The 17,266-nt window shown below is 49.5% G+C and carries 14 protein-coding genes; all 14 read right to left on the bottom strand.

The window, feature by feature from the left end; all coding sequences use genetic code 11:
• Nucleotides 1–28 precede the first annotated feature (28 nt).
• Nucleotides 29–1,150, bottom strand: a complete 1,122-nt coding sequence (locus KZ771_RS14085; protein ID WP_290653975.1) for a glycosyltransferase family 4 protein — start codon at nt 1,148–1,150, stop codon at nt 29–31.
• Nucleotides 1,147–2,214: a hypothetical protein gene (locus KZ771_RS14080; protein ID WP_290653974.1), complete on the bottom strand. Its 1,068-nt coding sequence runs from the start codon at nt 2,212–2,214 to the stop codon at nt 1,147–1,149. Before KZ771_RS14080 ends, KZ771_RS14085 begins: the two co-directional genes overlap by 4 nt.
• The gene (locus tag KZ771_RS14075) at nt 2,198–3,283 is read right to left on the bottom strand and encodes a hypothetical protein (RefSeq protein ID WP_290653973.1); all 1,086 of its coding nucleotides are present in this window, start codon (nt 3,281–3,283) and stop codon (nt 2,198–2,200) included. The genes KZ771_RS14080 and KZ771_RS14075 overlap by 17 nt, the downstream gene beginning before the upstream one ends.
• Before the next feature lies 1 nt (nt 3,284).
• Entirely contained in the window at nt 3,285–4,022 is a 738-nt protein-coding gene (locus KZ771_RS14070) for an ABC transporter ATP-binding protein (RefSeq protein WP_290653972.1), read from the bottom strand.
• A 2-nt stretch (nt 4,023–4,024) separates the two neighbouring features.
• Nucleotides 4,025–4,825, bottom strand: a complete 801-nt coding sequence (locus KZ771_RS14065) for an ABC transporter permease (protein ID WP_290571001.1) — start codon at nt 4,823–4,825, stop codon at nt 4,025–4,027.
• Nucleotides 4,826–4,827: 2 nt separating this feature from the next.
• The gene (locus tag KZ771_RS14060; RefSeq protein WP_290653971.1) at nt 4,828–6,630 is read right to left on the bottom strand and encodes a polysaccharide biosynthesis/export family protein; all 1,803 of its coding nucleotides are present in this window, start codon (nt 6,628–6,630) and stop codon (nt 4,828–4,830) included.
• Nucleotides 6,627–7,028, bottom strand: a complete 402-nt coding sequence (locus KZ771_RS14055) for a hypothetical protein (protein ID WP_290570997.1) — start codon at nt 7,026–7,028, stop codon at nt 6,627–6,629. The genes KZ771_RS14060 and KZ771_RS14055 overlap by 4 nt, the downstream gene beginning before the upstream one ends.
• A 207-nt stretch (nt 7,029–7,235) precedes the next feature.
• Nucleotides 7,236–9,386: a YjbH domain-containing protein gene (locus KZ771_RS14050; protein ID WP_290653970.1), complete on the bottom strand. Its 2,151-nt coding sequence runs from the start codon at nt 9,384–9,386 to the stop codon at nt 7,236–7,238.
• Nucleotides 9,383–10,294, bottom strand: coding sequence for a capsule biosynthesis GfcC family protein (locus KZ771_RS14045; protein ID WP_290570994.1), 912 nt, complete (start codon nt 10,292–10,294; stop codon nt 9,383–9,385). The genes KZ771_RS14050 and KZ771_RS14045 overlap by 4 nt, the downstream gene beginning before the upstream one ends.
• Nucleotides 10,291–11,094 carry a YjbF family lipoprotein gene (locus tag KZ771_RS14040; RefSeq protein WP_290570992.1) on the bottom strand — a complete coding sequence of 268 codons (804 nt, stop codon included), beginning with the start codon at nt 11,092–11,094 and terminating at the stop codon, nt 10,291–10,293. The genes KZ771_RS14045 and KZ771_RS14040 overlap by 4 nt, the downstream gene beginning before the upstream one ends.
• A 132-nt stretch (nt 11,095–11,226) precedes the next feature.
• Nucleotides 11,227–11,583: a hypothetical protein gene (locus KZ771_RS14035; protein WP_290570990.1), complete on the bottom strand. Its 357-nt coding sequence runs from the start codon at nt 11,581–11,583 to the stop codon at nt 11,227–11,229.
• A 182-nt stretch (nt 11,584–11,765) separates the two neighbouring features.
• Nucleotides 11,766–14,711 (bottom strand): zinc-dependent metalloprotease family protein, encoded by a 2,946-nt coding sequence (locus tag KZ771_RS14030; RefSeq protein WP_290653969.1) that lies wholly within the window; start codon nt 14,709–14,711, stop codon nt 11,766–11,768.
• A gap of 86 nt (nt 14,712–14,797) precedes the next feature.
• Nucleotides 14,798–16,027, bottom strand: a complete 1,230-nt coding sequence (locus KZ771_RS14025; protein WP_290653968.1) for a hypothetical protein — start codon at nt 16,025–16,027, stop codon at nt 14,798–14,800.
• 5 nt (nt 16,028–16,032) lie between these two features.
• On the bottom strand, nt 16,033–17,262 hold the full coding sequence (locus KZ771_RS14020; RefSeq protein WP_290653967.1) for a hypothetical protein: 1,230 nt from the start codon (nt 17,260–17,262) through the stop codon (nt 16,033–16,035).
• Between the last annotated feature and the right edge of the window lie 4 nt (nt 17,263–17,266).

The raw sequence follows: 17,266 nt of genomic DNA, 5'->3' as shown, positions 1-17,266 counted from the left end.
CGTCCTGTATTAAAGAGGCTAGCTATTGCTAAAGCCCGAGTACTTTTAACATTCTTTGATTAACCTGGGTTACGTCAAAGTGCTTTACCGCTAATCTGCGGCTGGCGTCACCCATGGCTTGTAGATATTCCGGCTTGTCTATGCAGTGCTGCATTGCCGTAATCAACGCATCGGAATCACGAGGTTGAACCAATAGCCCATTTTCGTTATTTACCACCGTCTCGCGACAACCTGGGTTATCAGTTGTTATTATTGGACGACCCACGGCTAAAGCTTCTTGGCTACTACGAGGCAAACCTTCGCGATAATAACTGGGCATCACGAACACGCTAGTTTTGTGCAAAAAGTCGGCAACGTTATCCACTTGGCCAAAATAGCGAATGATGTTGCGGTTTACAAAGGTATTAAGTTCTTGACGACTCACGCCATGCACAGGGTCAGCTTGGCCTAAAACCCAAAATTCGACCTCTGGATAATCTTTTTTAATCCGCTTTGCCGCACTTAAAAAATAACGAATACCTTTTTCGTTTAACAGTCGTCCGATAAATGAAAATACCAGTGGTTTTGTCGGCACAGGTGACTGTTGAAAGTGCTCTAAACAAACACCGATTCCACCAAGCAATACGGTATTCGGTAGCCTATTACCACAGATTCTTTTTAAATCCTGCCAGTCGTCTTTGTTCAACAACACCAACTCATGCGCTTTAGGTAAAATCCATTTAAATAATAATGATTGTACCTGACGCGCAAAATGGAGTTTTTTACTTTTATGGTAACGTGTAAAGGGTCGACCTAAACCTTCAATTTTTGCCACGCGATGTGGCACTCTTGCAAGCCATGCGGCAAACGTTCCATAAAGCACCGGCTTGGCAAAATAGCAATAGGTGAGCGTTATATTCAATCGTTTTATACGGCGCCACAACTGAAAAATTGTGATTAACTCGGCGATTGGGTTTAAACCGTAATTGTTTAACCGGTAACTGATTGGGATCAGGCCTAAAGAGCGAATAAGCTGCTTTGATTCTTCGGTGTAGTCTGTCGCAAAGGCATAAACAGTGTGACCTCGTGTTACCAGCTCTTTTAACAGTTCACCACGAAAACCGAGCATTACCTTAACTTCTTTACCAATAACGGCAATACGCTCTGTCATTGGCGACCTACCATCCGATTGATCAGCTGTCGCAGGCCTCGACCTATAAGGTTTTTTACATGGTATTTTGGGGTTATTGGCTTATTCTTAATTCGTGCCAGCGCATCAACGACATCTTCAACATCCGTTTTTTCTCCTGTCAGCGGATGGCAGTAAAGCGGGTAAGCTATTAACGCGCCATACACTAGCGTTGCTAAATTTAGGTGTTTGCCGCGCCGTTGGCACGTTAAGTAGTCATTTGTTAGCCCCCAACCACTATAAAACGGTTGCCCATAGCAGGTAACTGACTTACCTCGAAGCAAACCTTCAAAGCCCGTTAATGACGTTAGCGTGTGAACCTCATCGATATTCTCAAGTACCTCAATGATATCGGCATTTATAATAACTTCGTCGCAATACGCTTGCGCTTTTTTTAATTCATTTTTATCGTATTTACGTGCTTTTGCGACAATATCTGGGTGCGGTTTATAGACTACAAAAGCCTCGGGATTATTGCGTCTAACTTGCTCTAATAGGCCGAGGTTTGTGGTTATGGCCGGAGAACCAAGCAAAATACTTTTATCCGTTTCAACCTGTCCCGGTACTAAAATGACGGTTTTTTCTGTTTTTGGCCGACACCAGCTCTGGGTTTGCGCATTGTATTTACTGATGCGCTGTGTCACTAGCTTTTCGATAAGCGCATTTGCCCGTTGCGTTTGTAATGCGTTTAGTTCTGCGCCATTTAACCAGCTTTCGAGGCGCGACGGCTGGCTTGCATCAAAGTACAGCCCTTTATCATCTATGACCCAAGAACAAGGCTTTGCAAATTCTACCCCTAGCCCTACCGACCGAATGAATCCGTCTTCGACACGCACGATACGCACGTTTTTACTGAAGTCGGACTGTTGGTATTTATACCCCCAAACTAATGCAAGGGCTCCACTCGGCACATCTGATGGATAACTGACGTATTGAGGATTTAAATGACTAAAAAACGCTTGCCAAGCTCGCTTCCATAAAACGTTAACACCGACAATATAGACCCTATCTTGCCGCTGCGTAATAACATCAATGCTTATGGTCACGGATAATAGCCAACGCTAAATGCAAAATAGCGGCTATAAATACTGCAAAGATTAATAACACAGTAAAATTGTAGAGGCGATCGGGTTTAGTAGAATATTCCGGTAGTGTTGGAAACTCTAGAATTGATACTTGCTTTAGCTTACGCGCAGCTTCGATCCGTGTACTTTCTAGAGCAACCAAGGTATTAGAATAAAGCTGCAAGGCAAACTCTGCTTTTAATTGCAAGGTTTCAAACTCTGCTGAGGTACGGTTCAATGCGTCGCCCTTTTGACGAGCAAGTTTATCCTGCTCTTTTGTTATTTGCTGATCCAGAGAGCGTATTTCTCGCGTTAGCGCCATTACCTCAGGTGATGTGGTGTTCTGATAATCTAGCAATGCCTTTTGGCGTGCTTCCAGCATCGCCCGCTGCGCTTGCAACTGCGATACGGTGGTAAAAATTGCCTGTACCGTTTGCGACGGTGCCACTAAGCCATTTTCATTTTGAAAGTTAAGCATGTCTTCTCGTGCGGCAAAAACGCGCTCTTCAAGCTTGTTAGCTTGGTCTTCAATAAACTTAACTTGTTCTTCAGCCAGGCGCTGACCCATGCGGTTCATGTGTAACTCACCTTCGGCTAACAACGTTTCAACTATGCGTTTCGCCATCTCCGGGTCGTAAGCTTGCACACTTAAGTTTAGTACCGAAGCATATTCGTCAAACTCTGCCGTAATGTGCTCCAACATAAACTGGTGAAACACTTCAATAGGTACATTTGGTGCTTCTAATCGAGACCAACTGTCGATACTTTGCTGGCTATAATGACTGCGTAAATCAAGATCCTCTTGTAACTTACGCACCATCGTTACCGAGAGCAGGTGCTCGCGCAGTAATAACAAATCTCCGGCGCCTTGGGTGCCACTCAGCAATGAGGAGATATTCATTGATGAAAGATTAACTTCGGGACTTTCCAGAACGATTTGCGCCTGAGAAACATAACGATCAGTCGCAAAAAGTGACCAGTAGATGCCACCAATAAGAACGACTACTGCCGCAATGAACCAGTGGGGTTGGCGCTTAATCAATTTTTTCATGTTAGCCCTTATCATTCCCTTTTTTATTTTTGCCGCCTTTTTTAGATTCAGGGGCTTTACCGACGCTTTCGTAGTAGGCGTCGATTGCATCTTCAAGTTTGTCGTACCAAAGTGCCTGGCCTTCGTGTAGCCAAATACCAGCCTGACAAAAATCCTTTAATGTTTTGGTTTGGTGCGCAACCATGATTAAACTCGCTTGGCCGATACGATCCTCAAACGCCTTCTTCGCTTTGCGTTTAAAGGTAATGTCGCCGACTGCAGTCGCTTCGTCCGACAAGTAAACGTCAAAATTGAACGCCAATGATAAGCCAAAAGCCACACGCGAGCGCATACCACTTGAATACGTCTTTATGGGTTGGTCAAACGCTTTGCCAATTTCAGCGAAGTCTTGAACTTCTTCTATGATTTCGTCGATATTGCGGTTGCCGCCATGAATGCGCGCAACAAACTTGACGTTTTGACGCGCGGTCATTGAACCCTGAAATCCGCCCCCCAAACCAATTGGCCAAGAAACGCGGCAACGCTCGATAACCTCACCCTTATCTGGCGAATCCATGCCACCGAGTAACCGTAATAGTGTTGATTTACCTGCACCATTTTTACCGACTACACCAACAGACACGCCTTTGGGTATCGTAAAATTAACGCCTTTCAGTACCCAATCACTCCCAAATGGCCCGTGATAACGTTTCCAGACATCGTTAACCTCAATGACAGGTTGTTGCTGTTCTTGTTTCATGTCTAACTTGCCACCAAACGAACTTTATAGCGAACGTGCAAGGCTAAACCTAATAGCACTGTGCATACCGCCCATTCATAAACATACATTAACTCCACCCCACGAACGGGATGATAGGTACTAAAGAAGTCCGCTCGGATCAATTCGATAGCGTGTAACAAGGGATTATATAAAAGGTATTCTTGAATAGCGTGGGGCATAATTTGTACAGGCAATATAACCCCCGATAAAAAATAAAGTGGAAATACGATTAAACTCACAATTTTTGCAGCTTCTGGAAAAAAGGTGACAACCACTGAACTGCATAGCCCCATCCCCAAACCTAACAAGGTCATCGCAAACAGTACTTCAAGCGCGCCTAATGGGTGATGAGGGATAATATTAAATCCAAGTGCAGCAAAACCTGCCACCATTATTGCCATCACAAATAGTTGTAGCTTGGCTTCCATTGCGCAACGAACAATTACTGTATCGGTCGGATGAACTTGCCGATAGGCAAACAGCGCTTTATTGGCCGAAATTGCATTCATACCTTGCATCCAAAGTGTCCGGAACATAATAAAGGTGGTAATGCCTACCACTAGCCAGGGTATGAATTCGGCTCCGGGAACGATGCGTGAACGGCCAATGAAATCACGAATGGCAACCAAAATGACGATGTGAAGGATTGGATGCAAGAAAAGCCAGACCGGGGCAAACCGGTCTGCTGTCATACGCGAAACAAATTCGCGTAAAAATAACGCTGACCACACATGCCAAGTGACAAGATAAGGGCTGCGTTCGCCATTAAGCTTTTGCTTCATTACTACAGATCCAGCGCCACTTTGGTGGCCACGGCAATCTGATAGACGATTTGCGAAATTGACTGCGCCAGTTGCACGTTTTTGCTGCTCACTGCCGGCAGTACCAAGATCTCGTCACCGGCGCGCAGTTCGGCGTCATCGGCATTCACCACCTCGCCGTTTTGGCGCACAATCAGCACACGGTCGTCATCAGCGCGCATGGTCAAGCCGCCGGCGCCGTCGATATAATCCCAGGCGGACTTGTTATCCACAAACACCGCGGATTGCGGCACATACACCTCGCCGCTGATCAGCACCGAGTCGGTGCGCTTCGGCAGCGTCACCACATCGCCATGCTGTAAACGAATATCCACCAGCTGGTCATTATCGGTCACCACCAAACGACCGGTCGGTTTGGTGTCACGCGCTTTTTCGACGAACTGGCTAATCAGCTCCGCTTCTTGTGCCCGTACTTGGGCCTCTTCGGCAGTCGATGACGGCGCACCTAAATAAGTCTGCTCCAGCCGGTCTAAACTCTCTTCGAGGGCTTTTTTCTGACGCTCGGCGACACTCTGACGACGAATTGAGACACTGTCGTAATCTGTCTCTTGCGGATCGATCGCCACGGTATTTAAAAACTCCAGCAAGCGTGCCCCTTTCGGCAGCACAAAGTACGACTGGCCGAGATAGCTCCCTTCGATTTGCACCACGATTTGGTCGGTGCGCACGTCGGCGAAAAAGGCAATTTCGTCGCCATCAGTGACCTGCGCCTGCGAAAATTCGCCTAACGTAAAGTAATCAGCTATCGGGTTCACGCCACGGGTGCCCACCAGCAACGCATGCGATACGCCGGGGTTGAGTTTGGCGAGCTCCGTGATCATCGCGCCCTGCTCGGCTTGCTGATCCAGTTCGTAGTGATAAGCCCGGCCGACATCGCCGTACACGGTCACTTTGGGGCCGCGTTCTTTCACTAACAGGGTGTCGCCTTCTTTAAGTTGCGGGTGATTGAGCTGACCGTTTTGTAAAAAGTCATACAAATCCAGTGTGGTGACCAGTTCGCCGTCACGCATTAACTCGATTTGGCGATACGAGCCCAGTTCGTTATCAATGCCTGAGGCTTGGTCTAAAAAGTATAAAATGGAGTCGCTGGGTACACCGGCATAACGACCGGGGCGATTCACTTTACCAGTAACCATTACGGCGACCGGCTGCACCCCTTGCACGTTGGTGTAAACGTTTACTTCGTTCGGGTAGACGGTTTTGATGGCGTTGGTGATTACGCTATTGAGTTGACCGGCGCTGGTGCCTTGTACCTGTACCGGCCCTACCGATGGAATAAACACAAAGCCCTGGGCATCGACCGGCAGTACGCTTTGCACTTCGGTGGCGCCCCACACGCGTAAGGTGATTTGATCACCGGGCATGATTTGATAATCCGGATTTAAGCCATCTGAGCGCATGCCGCGGAAGCCGCCACTAAAGAGGTCGGCGCCGTAGGGTTGAATGGCGGCGCGTTCTTCCGCCGAGAGCATTTCTTCCATCACCGGGCCGTAGGTGCCAGTGCGCCAGCTGGAGCGCACCGGTTGTTGTACGCTTTGGCCGCTTAACGGCGATAGTTGATTGCCGGATTGGGCAAAAACTTGCGGGTTGACTTGGCTCTGGCTGCTCTGTGGGTTACTTTGCTGGCCATTTTGTTGGCTGAGGCGCTGTTCGGCTTGCGCCCGCTGTTGTGGGCTTAAATCGGCCAGACTTTGGGCAACACCGAAGCTGCTGAACGTTAGTGCGGTGAGTGCGGTGAGTGTGAGAAGCGTGCTAGGTTTTATCATTGCCCAATTCCTTCTGGGTTAGCTGCGCTGCTGCGGGCATAGGCTGGGGTTAGCCCCCAACGCACGGCGTCCGTCTGGCCGCTGTTACCACCGGCGGTAGCGCTGTAGTCACAGGCGATGTACTGCTCGTTAATGGCCTGTAGCCGTAAACAATGGCGGCCGCTGGCGGCAAAGTAGCGCTTAACCACTTTGGCTTTAAATTGGTTGCGCCCTTGGGTGTTGATACTCACCACTTGGCCGGGTTGGGCAAACTGTACCGCTTGACTACTGCCGGGGGTTAGGTAATCAACGCTGTTACTGTTCAGCCATTGGCTGTTGTCTGCCTGATTAGCGCAGGCACTTAACCATAAGCTGGCCAGCAGCGTTAATGCTAGCGTGTAGGGAGTACGGATATTCACAGGTTATGCGTCCTTTTGTGTGAGTTCATGCCGTAGCTGGGCACGCTACCGCCCCTGGGTTGCGGTTCCCAAAGGCCGGTAGGTCGCGTCCTGACGCGACAACACAAATTTTATTCGTGCGCCAGGGCGCACGGTACGGTTTTGCTATTGTACTGATGCGGGGCGCGTGTATCTAGCCCTTACGCAGTACGATTTGTTAAAAAACGTTTAATTGCCGTAAAAAGCATCACGTGCATCGGTAACGCCGAACAAGGGTCGCTGCCGCATCAGCATCTGCCCACCGTCGCGGGTTAGCGGGGTCCAGCCGACCGTGGCACGGCCTTTCGAGTCGCGCATTTGGAACAAGTCAAACGGCAGGCTCAGGTAAAAGCCTTTGGTAAAACTGCCCTCGCCGTAGTCTTCGGCAGAGACATCGGTTTTAGCCGCATAAGCCCCCACGATAACCCCGCTATCAAATTTGTGCTCAAAATTCACTTGTACGCCGACGTCTTTGGCCAAGAACCGCCCGGCGGCGACCCGGATCATGCTATCGGGTAAAAAGCTTGGCTTCCAGTAACCGCTAACATGGCCGGTCATCACATCGTAGTCTCGAAAGCCAAAGTGGCTGTCAAACGCCCGCTGTTTGGCCCAGTTAATGTCCATACCAACACCCCAGCCCTGACCATAAGGGCGATACAAGATCTCGCTACCGACCCCGCCAAACATGCGCTCGAAATAGCCGCCGTAAACCGAGGCGTACCAGTCTTTGTTAATTTGTTTTAAATAGGTCGCTTGCAGGTTTTCTAGCCAGATGTCGGAAAACTCAACGTAACTACGAATGTAAGTGCGCACGCGCGGCAACGGCGAGTCGTCGTTCTGGATAATAAAATTAAAGTCGTCGTAGTTACCGGCTAAGCGCAACGCCGCACGGCCATCAACAAACACGTTTTGTTTGATTTCCCAGGTGCTGTAGGCGTCGGCCCGCAACTCGTACATGTAAAAGTTTTCGGGGCTACCAAAGGATTGCTGAATATAAGGTCGCACGCTAAACGATGGTAAGTTCCAGTCGGTGTCGCGCTCGGCCAACACCCGCCCTTGGGGGTCGGTGCTCTCGACATCGCTGCGGATGAACTGCGCTTGGGCATCGATGCTGTCGGCGCGCATGGCGGCTTTAACTTGGCTGGCATCGATCTGCGTTTGTTGCATTTTTAAGCCATACGGCGCATCAATCAGTTGGTACTCGGTAATGGATTCCGGTAATTTTGTCGCCAGTAAGCGGGCGGTGCGCTCGTCGCCTTCGTCGCGATCACGATAGCGAGTTTGATAGCCATAGCTGGTGAGCGTTTTGCCATCGTCACTGAGTGTGAGCTTACTGTTGGCCCAGCCGGTTTCTCGATACACCTGATTGACCAGCTGTTCGGTATTGAGTTGCTCGGGGTGCACCGGCCGCCGTGTATTGTCTAAATCTTCTGCGGTGCGTTTACGCGGACGCTGTTTATACTGCTCGGCATCGTTAAAGTTCGTGCGCAGATTAAAACCAAACATCAGCGTGTTACCGCGCTCAAAGCTCACCTGAATATTGGCGTGCTCGTGCAAGCGATAATGCAAACCTAGGTTCCAGTGCGAGTCCTGAATAATCGCGGTGCGCGAAGACTCGTCGCTGTAATCGTTGCCGTCGTATTCGACTTTAACGCTAAGCGGTGCCCATGGCGATTGCCATTCGACCCCGCCATACAAGGCGGCATTGCCTTTAAACCACTCGTCGTATTCAAAGCTACCGCCCTCGCCCTGAAAACCACCGGGGCGTTCGCAGTAACTGTCGGTGATTTCGCAAAACGGGTTGTCGATATTGCCACTACGGCCTAAATAACCCCAGCCCATGCCTAAGGTAAAATCAAAGTCGTGCCAGCGCTTGGAGGCGACCAGGTATTCCCCCGAAAACTGCCCGGTACCGGCAAAATCACGCAGCCCAAGGCTGATTTGGGGGATATATTGGGATTCTTCCCACAACCGAAATTTTACATCGACGCCGCGGTCTTTATAGGTTTGATCGCCGGAGAACTCGGGGATCGGATTATACAGCCGGGTGCGTACGTCGTTGTAGCGGATAATGGTTTCTAGCCAGGGGAATAGTTGCAAGCTTAAACCAATGCGCCGGTATTCGTCGTTGTCGTAATAAAAGACCGTAAATTCGCCTTGGCGGGCCATACGCGCCGACGGCATTTGCAACAGCCCGGCTCCACCGACGTCGGTTTGGGTCGGCTGGTACTGTAAGTATTCAGGAATATCCTGGGCGCTGGCACTCGGGCTGGCCAGGCTAGCGCTGAGCACTGCCGTCGCTACCGCCGCCGGTTTTATATAGCGCAGAATAAAACTCATTGTGTGGGCCCTGCTGGGTGGTAATGTTTTAACAGGCGTACCATTAAGGTGTTGATGCCGCGGAGGTGATCCGGTAACTCGCTTTCGTCTAAGCCGATGTACAGCAAACTGCCACCACTGAGCTGCTGTGGCACGCGACAATCTTTAGCGGCGGTTAAGGCTAGCGGTTGCCGCCGGTCATGCTCGTAGCATTGTGCCAGTTGGTGTTGATTATAATTAGCGACCGGGCGATGAGCGACGGCACCATTTAGGTTGATTTGCCACACATAACTGGTTTCGGCCTGTGGCTGCCGCGGATGTTGCTTAAGCAGCGCTTGTACGCTGTTGTCTTGGGCGGCACTTTGCAAGGAACGCCGGTGCGGGTTTTGGGTTAGCCCAAAGACCTCGATGGCGTTGCTGCGCTGCGCAAACATGAGCGTAAAAGTGTTGCTGCTGTGGGTGTCGTTAAGCTGTGGGTTATTTTGTTGTTGCAGGCGCATGCTATGCCACGGAATGCCTAAGTAATAACTGGCGAAGAACTGGCTGTGGTTCAGTTGTTGCTGCAGCTGTTGGGCGGCGTTAGCTAACTCGCGGTTATCGTTGCCGCGGGCATAGTGTTGGATGCGGTTGAGCTGCTGCTGTGTTTGTTCTAACAGGCCTTGTAACTGGTACTGTAACTGGGTAGAGCCTAAGCGGGTGGCGGCCCAGTCAAAGTCACCAGCTTGTGTAGCTAATGGTTGCAAGGAGCTAAAAATGGTGGCCAGCCGGGTGCCTTGCGGGATGCTGTACTGCTGGCTGTTGCCGTTAGCAAACTGCACGTTCAGTTGGCGTGTTTCGGTGGCTTGTTGTTGCGGTTGTTTAGCACAGACCGATAATGTAACTAATGAGGCCACCAGGGCGAGCAGCACTAACGTAATGAAGCGGTTCATGGCTTGGCTCCGGCTGGGGTGGCTGGGGTTGCTGCCGGGGCAAAATACGGTTTAAGTTCTTGCCACGTCGCTTGCGGAAAATCCGGCACCAATTGTTGCACCGACTGCACCACTCGCACCGGCTGGCCCGGCTCTGTGCTTAGCCAGTATTCGTTTTGATACTGCCATTGCTCGCCGGCTTGGTTGGCGGTTAGTTGTTCCAGCCACTGCTGCGCTTGGATATGACGCCCGCCGGGTAAGCTTAGCGTGGCTTGTTGGCCGCGGCTAAACTGGCTGCTTAATTGGTAGCGTTGCTCGTCCATGCCCTCACCAACATAAATCGTTGCCTGCCAATGTTGCGGGCAGTCGGGTGTTTGGGCGGCGTTGGGGTTGATTGCTTTTGGGTTGATCGTGTTTTGGTTGGCGGACGTCAGGCAAACCAGCGGATCCGGGCTTTGATCATGCACGCTTTTTATTGGTCGCTCGATATTATCAAAACGGCTATTTAAACCTTCGGTCGCCACCATCCGCCCATGGCGTAGCACCACCGCCTCGCTGTCGGCCGATACATAGGTGTGTTGGTCAGCGTCTACATAGCCCAGCACGATGGCGGCACGCGGCTGACCGCTAATGCTGATGTACTGGGTCGCGTACTGGAGTTGCTTAATTTGGCTATCGCTGAGGTTGACCGAGTCGGCGCCGAAGATGGCGTATTCGACGGTATTTTGGATATTTTTGACGTAGGCACTACAACCACTGAGGGCTGCCAGGGTTGCTACGGCCAGGAACAGCTGTTTGAATTGTGAACGGTTGCGCTGCATTATTGTTATGGGCCCTTGGTTGGCACTTATTATGCTTGCTGGTGGCACTTATTTTATAGGTATAGCCTATAAAAAAAACCGCTGTATGAACAGCGGTTTTTCATTTTGCTTACGCGTTACCGGAGCTAACCGTTAACCACCCGTAGTGGTTGTGGTTGTGGTTGTGGTTGTTACCGGTGGTGGCGGTGGCGGTGGCGGCGGAACGATGTCGTCATCGTCGTTCGCTTCAGCTACTGCGGCTGCTGCAACGGCGGCTGCCGCTACACCGGCTGCGATAGCACCCGCACCAATACCACCTGCTGCTGCACCGGCTGCGCCAGCACCGGCTGCTGAGCCAGAAGCTCCAGCACCTGCGCCTGCGCCACTACCAGCACCTGAGCCAGAACCGGCGCCTGCGCCTTCGTCCTGGGGCAATGGCATAGGTTCAGCCATAACAGGTGATGCAGCCAGCATGGTTGCTGCGATTGCAGCTGCTAACTTTTTCATCATAATAAACACCTCTATGTGTTTTGGTTTTCATCGATTGGCCAATCGAACCTTTTACGGTCGATTAACCCTAACGCTACGCTTATTCCAGACATTTTGCAAGCAATATTTTGGTGTGTTTTCGCTAATGTGTCGCGCAAAATGCGCGACCTACCGCACCCGGTAACTTGCGCCTTTGCCGCAAGTTAGGATTTGCGTCGTAAAATAAATCCGCCGAGCGCCAGCAACATAAACAACCAACCACTGCTGCCACCGCTACTACCTTCTGAATCAGCCGTATCGTTGCCTTCATTGCCGGTATCATCGTCAGCCGGCGGTTCTTCCGGTTGCTCCGCCACCGTAAAGCTAGTGGTTGCTGAGGCGCTCATACCCGCTTCATCCGTCACTGTCGCCTCGAGTGTGTATTCGCCCTGTGCTAAATCACTCAATGTAAGATCAGCCCCATCATTACCCGCTAAGCTAACTGACGGCCCCTGCAACTGTTCCCAAACATAGCTTAAATCGTTGCTTGCTGTTTCAGCATCGCTGGCCGTTACTGTGAGCGTTACCGAATCACCTGCCTCCAAATCGCCTTTATTAAGGGCGATGTTTTCGATAACCGGTGCCGTATTCTGCGGCACCACAGTAACCTCGACTAACTCTGTGGTGATATTGCCGGCAATATCCTCAATACTGTAGGTAAACGTATAAGTGCCCGCCTCCTGCAAATCATCGATAGTGTAACTCGAGTAGGTGTTAGTTAGCGTATCATTAAGATATTCTTTTACCTCACCGGCACTAACCTCGCGGGTCAACATTGCTGAGGCCACGTTTATGTCGTTGTCCAGGTCGCTAATTTTGAACTCCAGTACAAATTCGTTGCCCGCTATCGGCTCTTCCGGCGCCACAATAATCTCATCCACAGAAGGCGGCGTGTTACTCCCGGAAACCGCCAGTGCTTGGCTAATCGGAGGATGCACTAACGAGTCAAAATCGGCAGTCACCTGCCATTCACCAGGCTCGTTGGTTGCAGGCACATCACCACTGATCAATATCTCAATATCGTCGCCACCATTGATGCGCGTTTGTGTGGTTGTAGAATTCTGCAGTGTTACCGAACCGGTTTGCGATATCACCGGCGTTAATGAGGCTGGTACGTCATTTAACTGCCAGCGAATGGTAACATTGCTGTTAGTTGTTAAGCGGTATTGATCACTAAAATAGGCGCTAATCGGAGTGATGTCTGGTTTGGGTTCCAGCCATATATCGGCACTTACCGCAAAGTTGTTTTTTTGGGCGTTCACGATAGACAGTGGTAAATGCATCAAAGCCCGCGCGTCCTGTGGGCTCATAGCAGCTAAAATTTCCGGCAGTGGTTCCTTTAGCGTGATCGTTGCCGTCCGTGTTTCTCCACTACCGGTAACGCTAAAATTAAACCATTGTGACGCATCGCTAATTGCCTGCTGTTGGTTATTAACTTCATCATCAGCACTTAATAAAACGCCAAGCGCTAAATCGCTGTTGACTGTTTCAGTATCCGTCAGATTTAACTCAATCTCGGCTGAATCGTTCATCGTAAACAGGTCAATGACATTATTTCGCGGTACGATAGCCTCGACTTGCTCACCGTTAGTCAGCGTATTTAAGCGTGCCTGGCCGACTGCCTGATAACCGCTGCTGCCATCAGCAAACTCTATTTTAGCTACTACGCAAAGGCCTAAGCCGCCGCTAATTCCAACTAACGCTTCGGTTTGTTGCGTGACGGTGGCATCGCTAATATCATCGCCCCTCAGCACGCTAAAAGTACAAAAATCAAAATTGTTAATCAAGTAGTACTCACTTGCCCCCGCTTGGGCGAGCCAGGACACAACAGCGTTACTATCGTCGACTAAATCGATTTGTAGCGACTGCAGATCCGAGGCCTTTGCCATTAGTGCCATTGACGGCGTTACCTGCGACAACGCCCGCACCCCGTTCGCTGCATCAATCTCGGCTTCAGTTTTACCCAACGCGACGCCATTTAATAGCTTGTCTGGATCAGAAAACTGTTCGGCAGCGTTGCATTCGCCTTCAAGGTTGGCGCAACTTGTACCATATGCCATGGTGGTGTAAGCGCTGGCGTCCTCGGTAATAAAGCCATAGTTAATTTTATAATCAACGGTTGAGCCGCCATCCTCTTCTATGGTTGAGCGGTCGTGACGTAGCGACAGATTATGACCTAATTCATGTGCAACTGTCGAACCAGGGCAGGCAATGCGTGAATACCCAACGGCATTGTTTCCAAATACATGCTGGAGTTGGTTTTGCTCGTTTAAGTTACTCGCTAATGTCGCTTTACCGCAGATTTGGGAGTCAGTCGCGCCAAGGTAATGAATGACATCAGCATCGTGTAAGTCAGCAAGATAGTTAATGCGGGGATCAGTCTGCAACCACTCCAAAACATCCCCGCTGGTTTCAGCGGGGAAGCCACTCAGCGTACCGTTGTATTGGAACGCGTACAAACCCACGTCGGCAAACTGATACGAGGGGCCGGAGTTGGCATAGATTTGTTGGCTAACGTCTTTGCGGTTAGCAAACGTGAGTTCAAAGTCATAGCCCTCACTATTAGCAAAGGCGGGTAAACGCGGATCCATGATCCACAGCACGTCGACGGTCGGCACCTCCACTTGCTGAGAACTTGTAGTGTTTTGTTCACTAACGATATTTGACAGCGGTTGAGGAGATATCTTTAATGGCGGTGCATTCAGTTTAGGTTGCCGCTGAGTCGCTGGTTTTAATGGCTTACTCGGGAGTGCTGTCACTAACTCGCGTATTATTGTATCACCATCTTTTTCGACGATTTGCACCGATTTACCGTTCGGCATATTCAGTACCGTGAGCTTTTTATTATCGCTGAGCTGAATATAACCGGCGTTAACGGTCTGTCCAGATTCGGTCTTTCTCTCCAGCGAGTAAAAACCTTTATGTGGCTGACTCTGTTCGCCAACTCTAATTTTGAGTAAGTCGTTTTGCGGGTCAATTTTTTCTGCCAAAGATTGCGTAAACACCACCGGCTCACCGACGTGCAGTTGGTTCGATGGCTGCTGCGCGACAGTTAGCGCAGAGGTTACCAGTAGGCTACCAGCAAGGATTGAATTAAACGACCAAGACATATTTAACTTCCCTTTAACATCTTTTCGTTAGTATTACATAACAAGCCGATGTCGCGCAAAATGCGCGACCTGCTTTATCCCGCACGTTATAGTTTGCGGCGTACAATAACGGGCGCCACCATAATAAGCAAAATGGCCAAGCTGCCCGCGCCAACACTCCACCAAAAATCACCGGTTCGCTGCGCCTCTGGCAACGATAATAGCGTTGACAACGCCTCCAATGGCAAGATCAGGGCTGCTACCACCGAAATACTGAACAACATAATATTAAAACGGCCAGCTTGCTCCCGCTGCTGCTCTTGATGGTGGTATTCGATCTCTTTAAACACACGCCCCTCTAATTCCCTTAACTGCAAACGTTGCACAAAATAATCATACAGCCGTTGCGCTAACGGATAACTACATACCTGAGTAATATTAAACGTCTGTCTAAACCGATTAATTTTTGTCGTTAATTGTTTAAACTCTTTTTTAGTTGCACCGGTAAACTGCTGCTGAAATCCATCCAGCGCAAGTCGTTGCACCAACCCGAGAGCAAACAGGTCCACATAATATTGCAATTGTTGCAGGTTCATATTCAACGCAGCAGAACCCTTTTCACTGATAAAAATTAATCGATGATATGCTTGTAACGCTTGCCAATCCTCCCACACCGAAAAGCAACTATCCGATAAACGCTTAAACTCGCCATCCGCCAGCCGGTAACCGGGTTTAGACGGTTGCGCCCCGGCCGCCAAGTTTATCAATTGGTCATTCAGTCTTTTGCCGTTGGCATTCTCAAGCTGCAAACAATAAGGTAGCTCATGCCCAAACCAGTCATCGACATACTGGTTATCATGACAAAAACGTAGCTCAAATAGTTGCTCTAACCATTCTTGCAACGGTTTGCTCTGTTTACCATATTGCCAGTGAGGCAGCTGGATGTGTTGGTTTTTTGGAAAAAAACTAACGATTTGCCGCTGCAACTCGTACACTTCATCGGCGGCGACTTCCTCGGCGCTAATATTTAAATAAACGAGCAGCCGCTGGTCCAACTGAACCAAAGTCAGCGACTGTAATTTAACCTTACTATTAGCTGCTAGCGATAAAGGTCCACCTAATGCTTGATCCATAGTGAGCCGCCAACGACCTGCTTGCAGCGGTCTAAATAAGTCAACCGTTGAGCGATTATAAAAGCGTCGTTGATCGGTTACGCTGTTATCGTCCAACCCCTTTGTCCAGTGCTGCCATGGGTAACGCTTTAACAGCTCCTTACGCTGCTTTACTGCTAACTCTAATGGCAAAATAGCGGTTAACGATAAACGACTTAAGGTCATTGGTGTTAGTCTCCATCATTGGCTGAATTGGCTTGTTGCAACCACTTTCGTATCGGTTTTATACCGAGTTCACTCGCAATCGTTAATAACTCTTGTCGCTTGTAATTTTCTATTGTGGCTAAATAAGCTGGCAGCGTGCGCTCCGGCCGCTCTTTTCTTGGCAAGTTAAAAAAATAAGCTTTCTTTTTATAAAACTTACTTAATGCTAACGCTTGGCGCTGTATTTTCTCATCTAATTGCGACAGATCGATGATCAAGGCATTGCCGTTAAGGCGATCTTTAGCACTAACCGGATAGCGATAAAACGGCCGTGGCTTCACATATTCTGACTCGCAACGAATAATATTCGGTAAATACGATGCTGAGGTAGCGCCTAACCAACGCTTACTAACTTGTCTGGCCGTTAATCGAATAACTCCCGAGTTGCTATCGTCCACATTACTGTCTGCGATAACACCGTCTTGTTTTAATGCGTCTATCACGCCTTGAATAGCATTGCGTTTATTGCGCATCGAACTCAGTTGAGGGACTCTATTCAACGGAAGGTCTAAAAAGCAGGAGCCGAATTGCATCCAGGCTTTGTGCATTTGCTGGTTGCCTGCAACCAGTAACTGTATTGGAATAAATCCCGCGGTATAATCTTCTATCGCTACCAACTGCTCAACCTCATCCGGTAGGTTAAGGCGCTTTTTGCTGGCATAATCTAAGCTGTTTATCCCACTCAGCTGTGCCAGACTAACCCGCTGTTGCTCGCCGGCTACCAGCGTGAACTTAAGATCATCGGCAGTGAGCTGTTCCGTGGTAACAAGGCGTTTATTATAGGACTCCCTTGGTAACAACTGTTCTGTCACAGCACAATAAAGCAAGCCTCTACTGACATGCCTAATAGCACGGCCGCGGTTTAAGCTCCGCTGACCGAGTTCTGTCAGGGTCACTTTATTATCCTGTCGATGTTGTAAAAAGCCCAAGGCAAAGAGTTCGCTGAGTTTGCTATGAATATTTCTAAGCGCAAGCCCCGAAAAATGCGCTAAGGCTTCAGCCGTGTCGATACCTGTGTGGATAAGATTCAGTAACACGCCATCAGCGCTGTCAAACTGATCGCGCGCAACCTCTTCAACGCAAACTTGTAGCGACAGTACAGGTAACAACATTTTGTTATAGAACAGCATTTGTTTACCAAATCGCTCGAGCTGTTCGTAAGCCAGCTCTTCGTGTTTCATTATATCCTGCGACATCTTA

The organism is Idiomarina sp. (assembly GCF_019431395.1).
Classification (GTDB): Bacteria; Pseudomonadota; Gammaproteobacteria; order Enterobacterales; family Alteromonadaceae; genus Idiomarina.
This window is presented reverse-complemented; position numbering and strand designations above follow the sequence as displayed.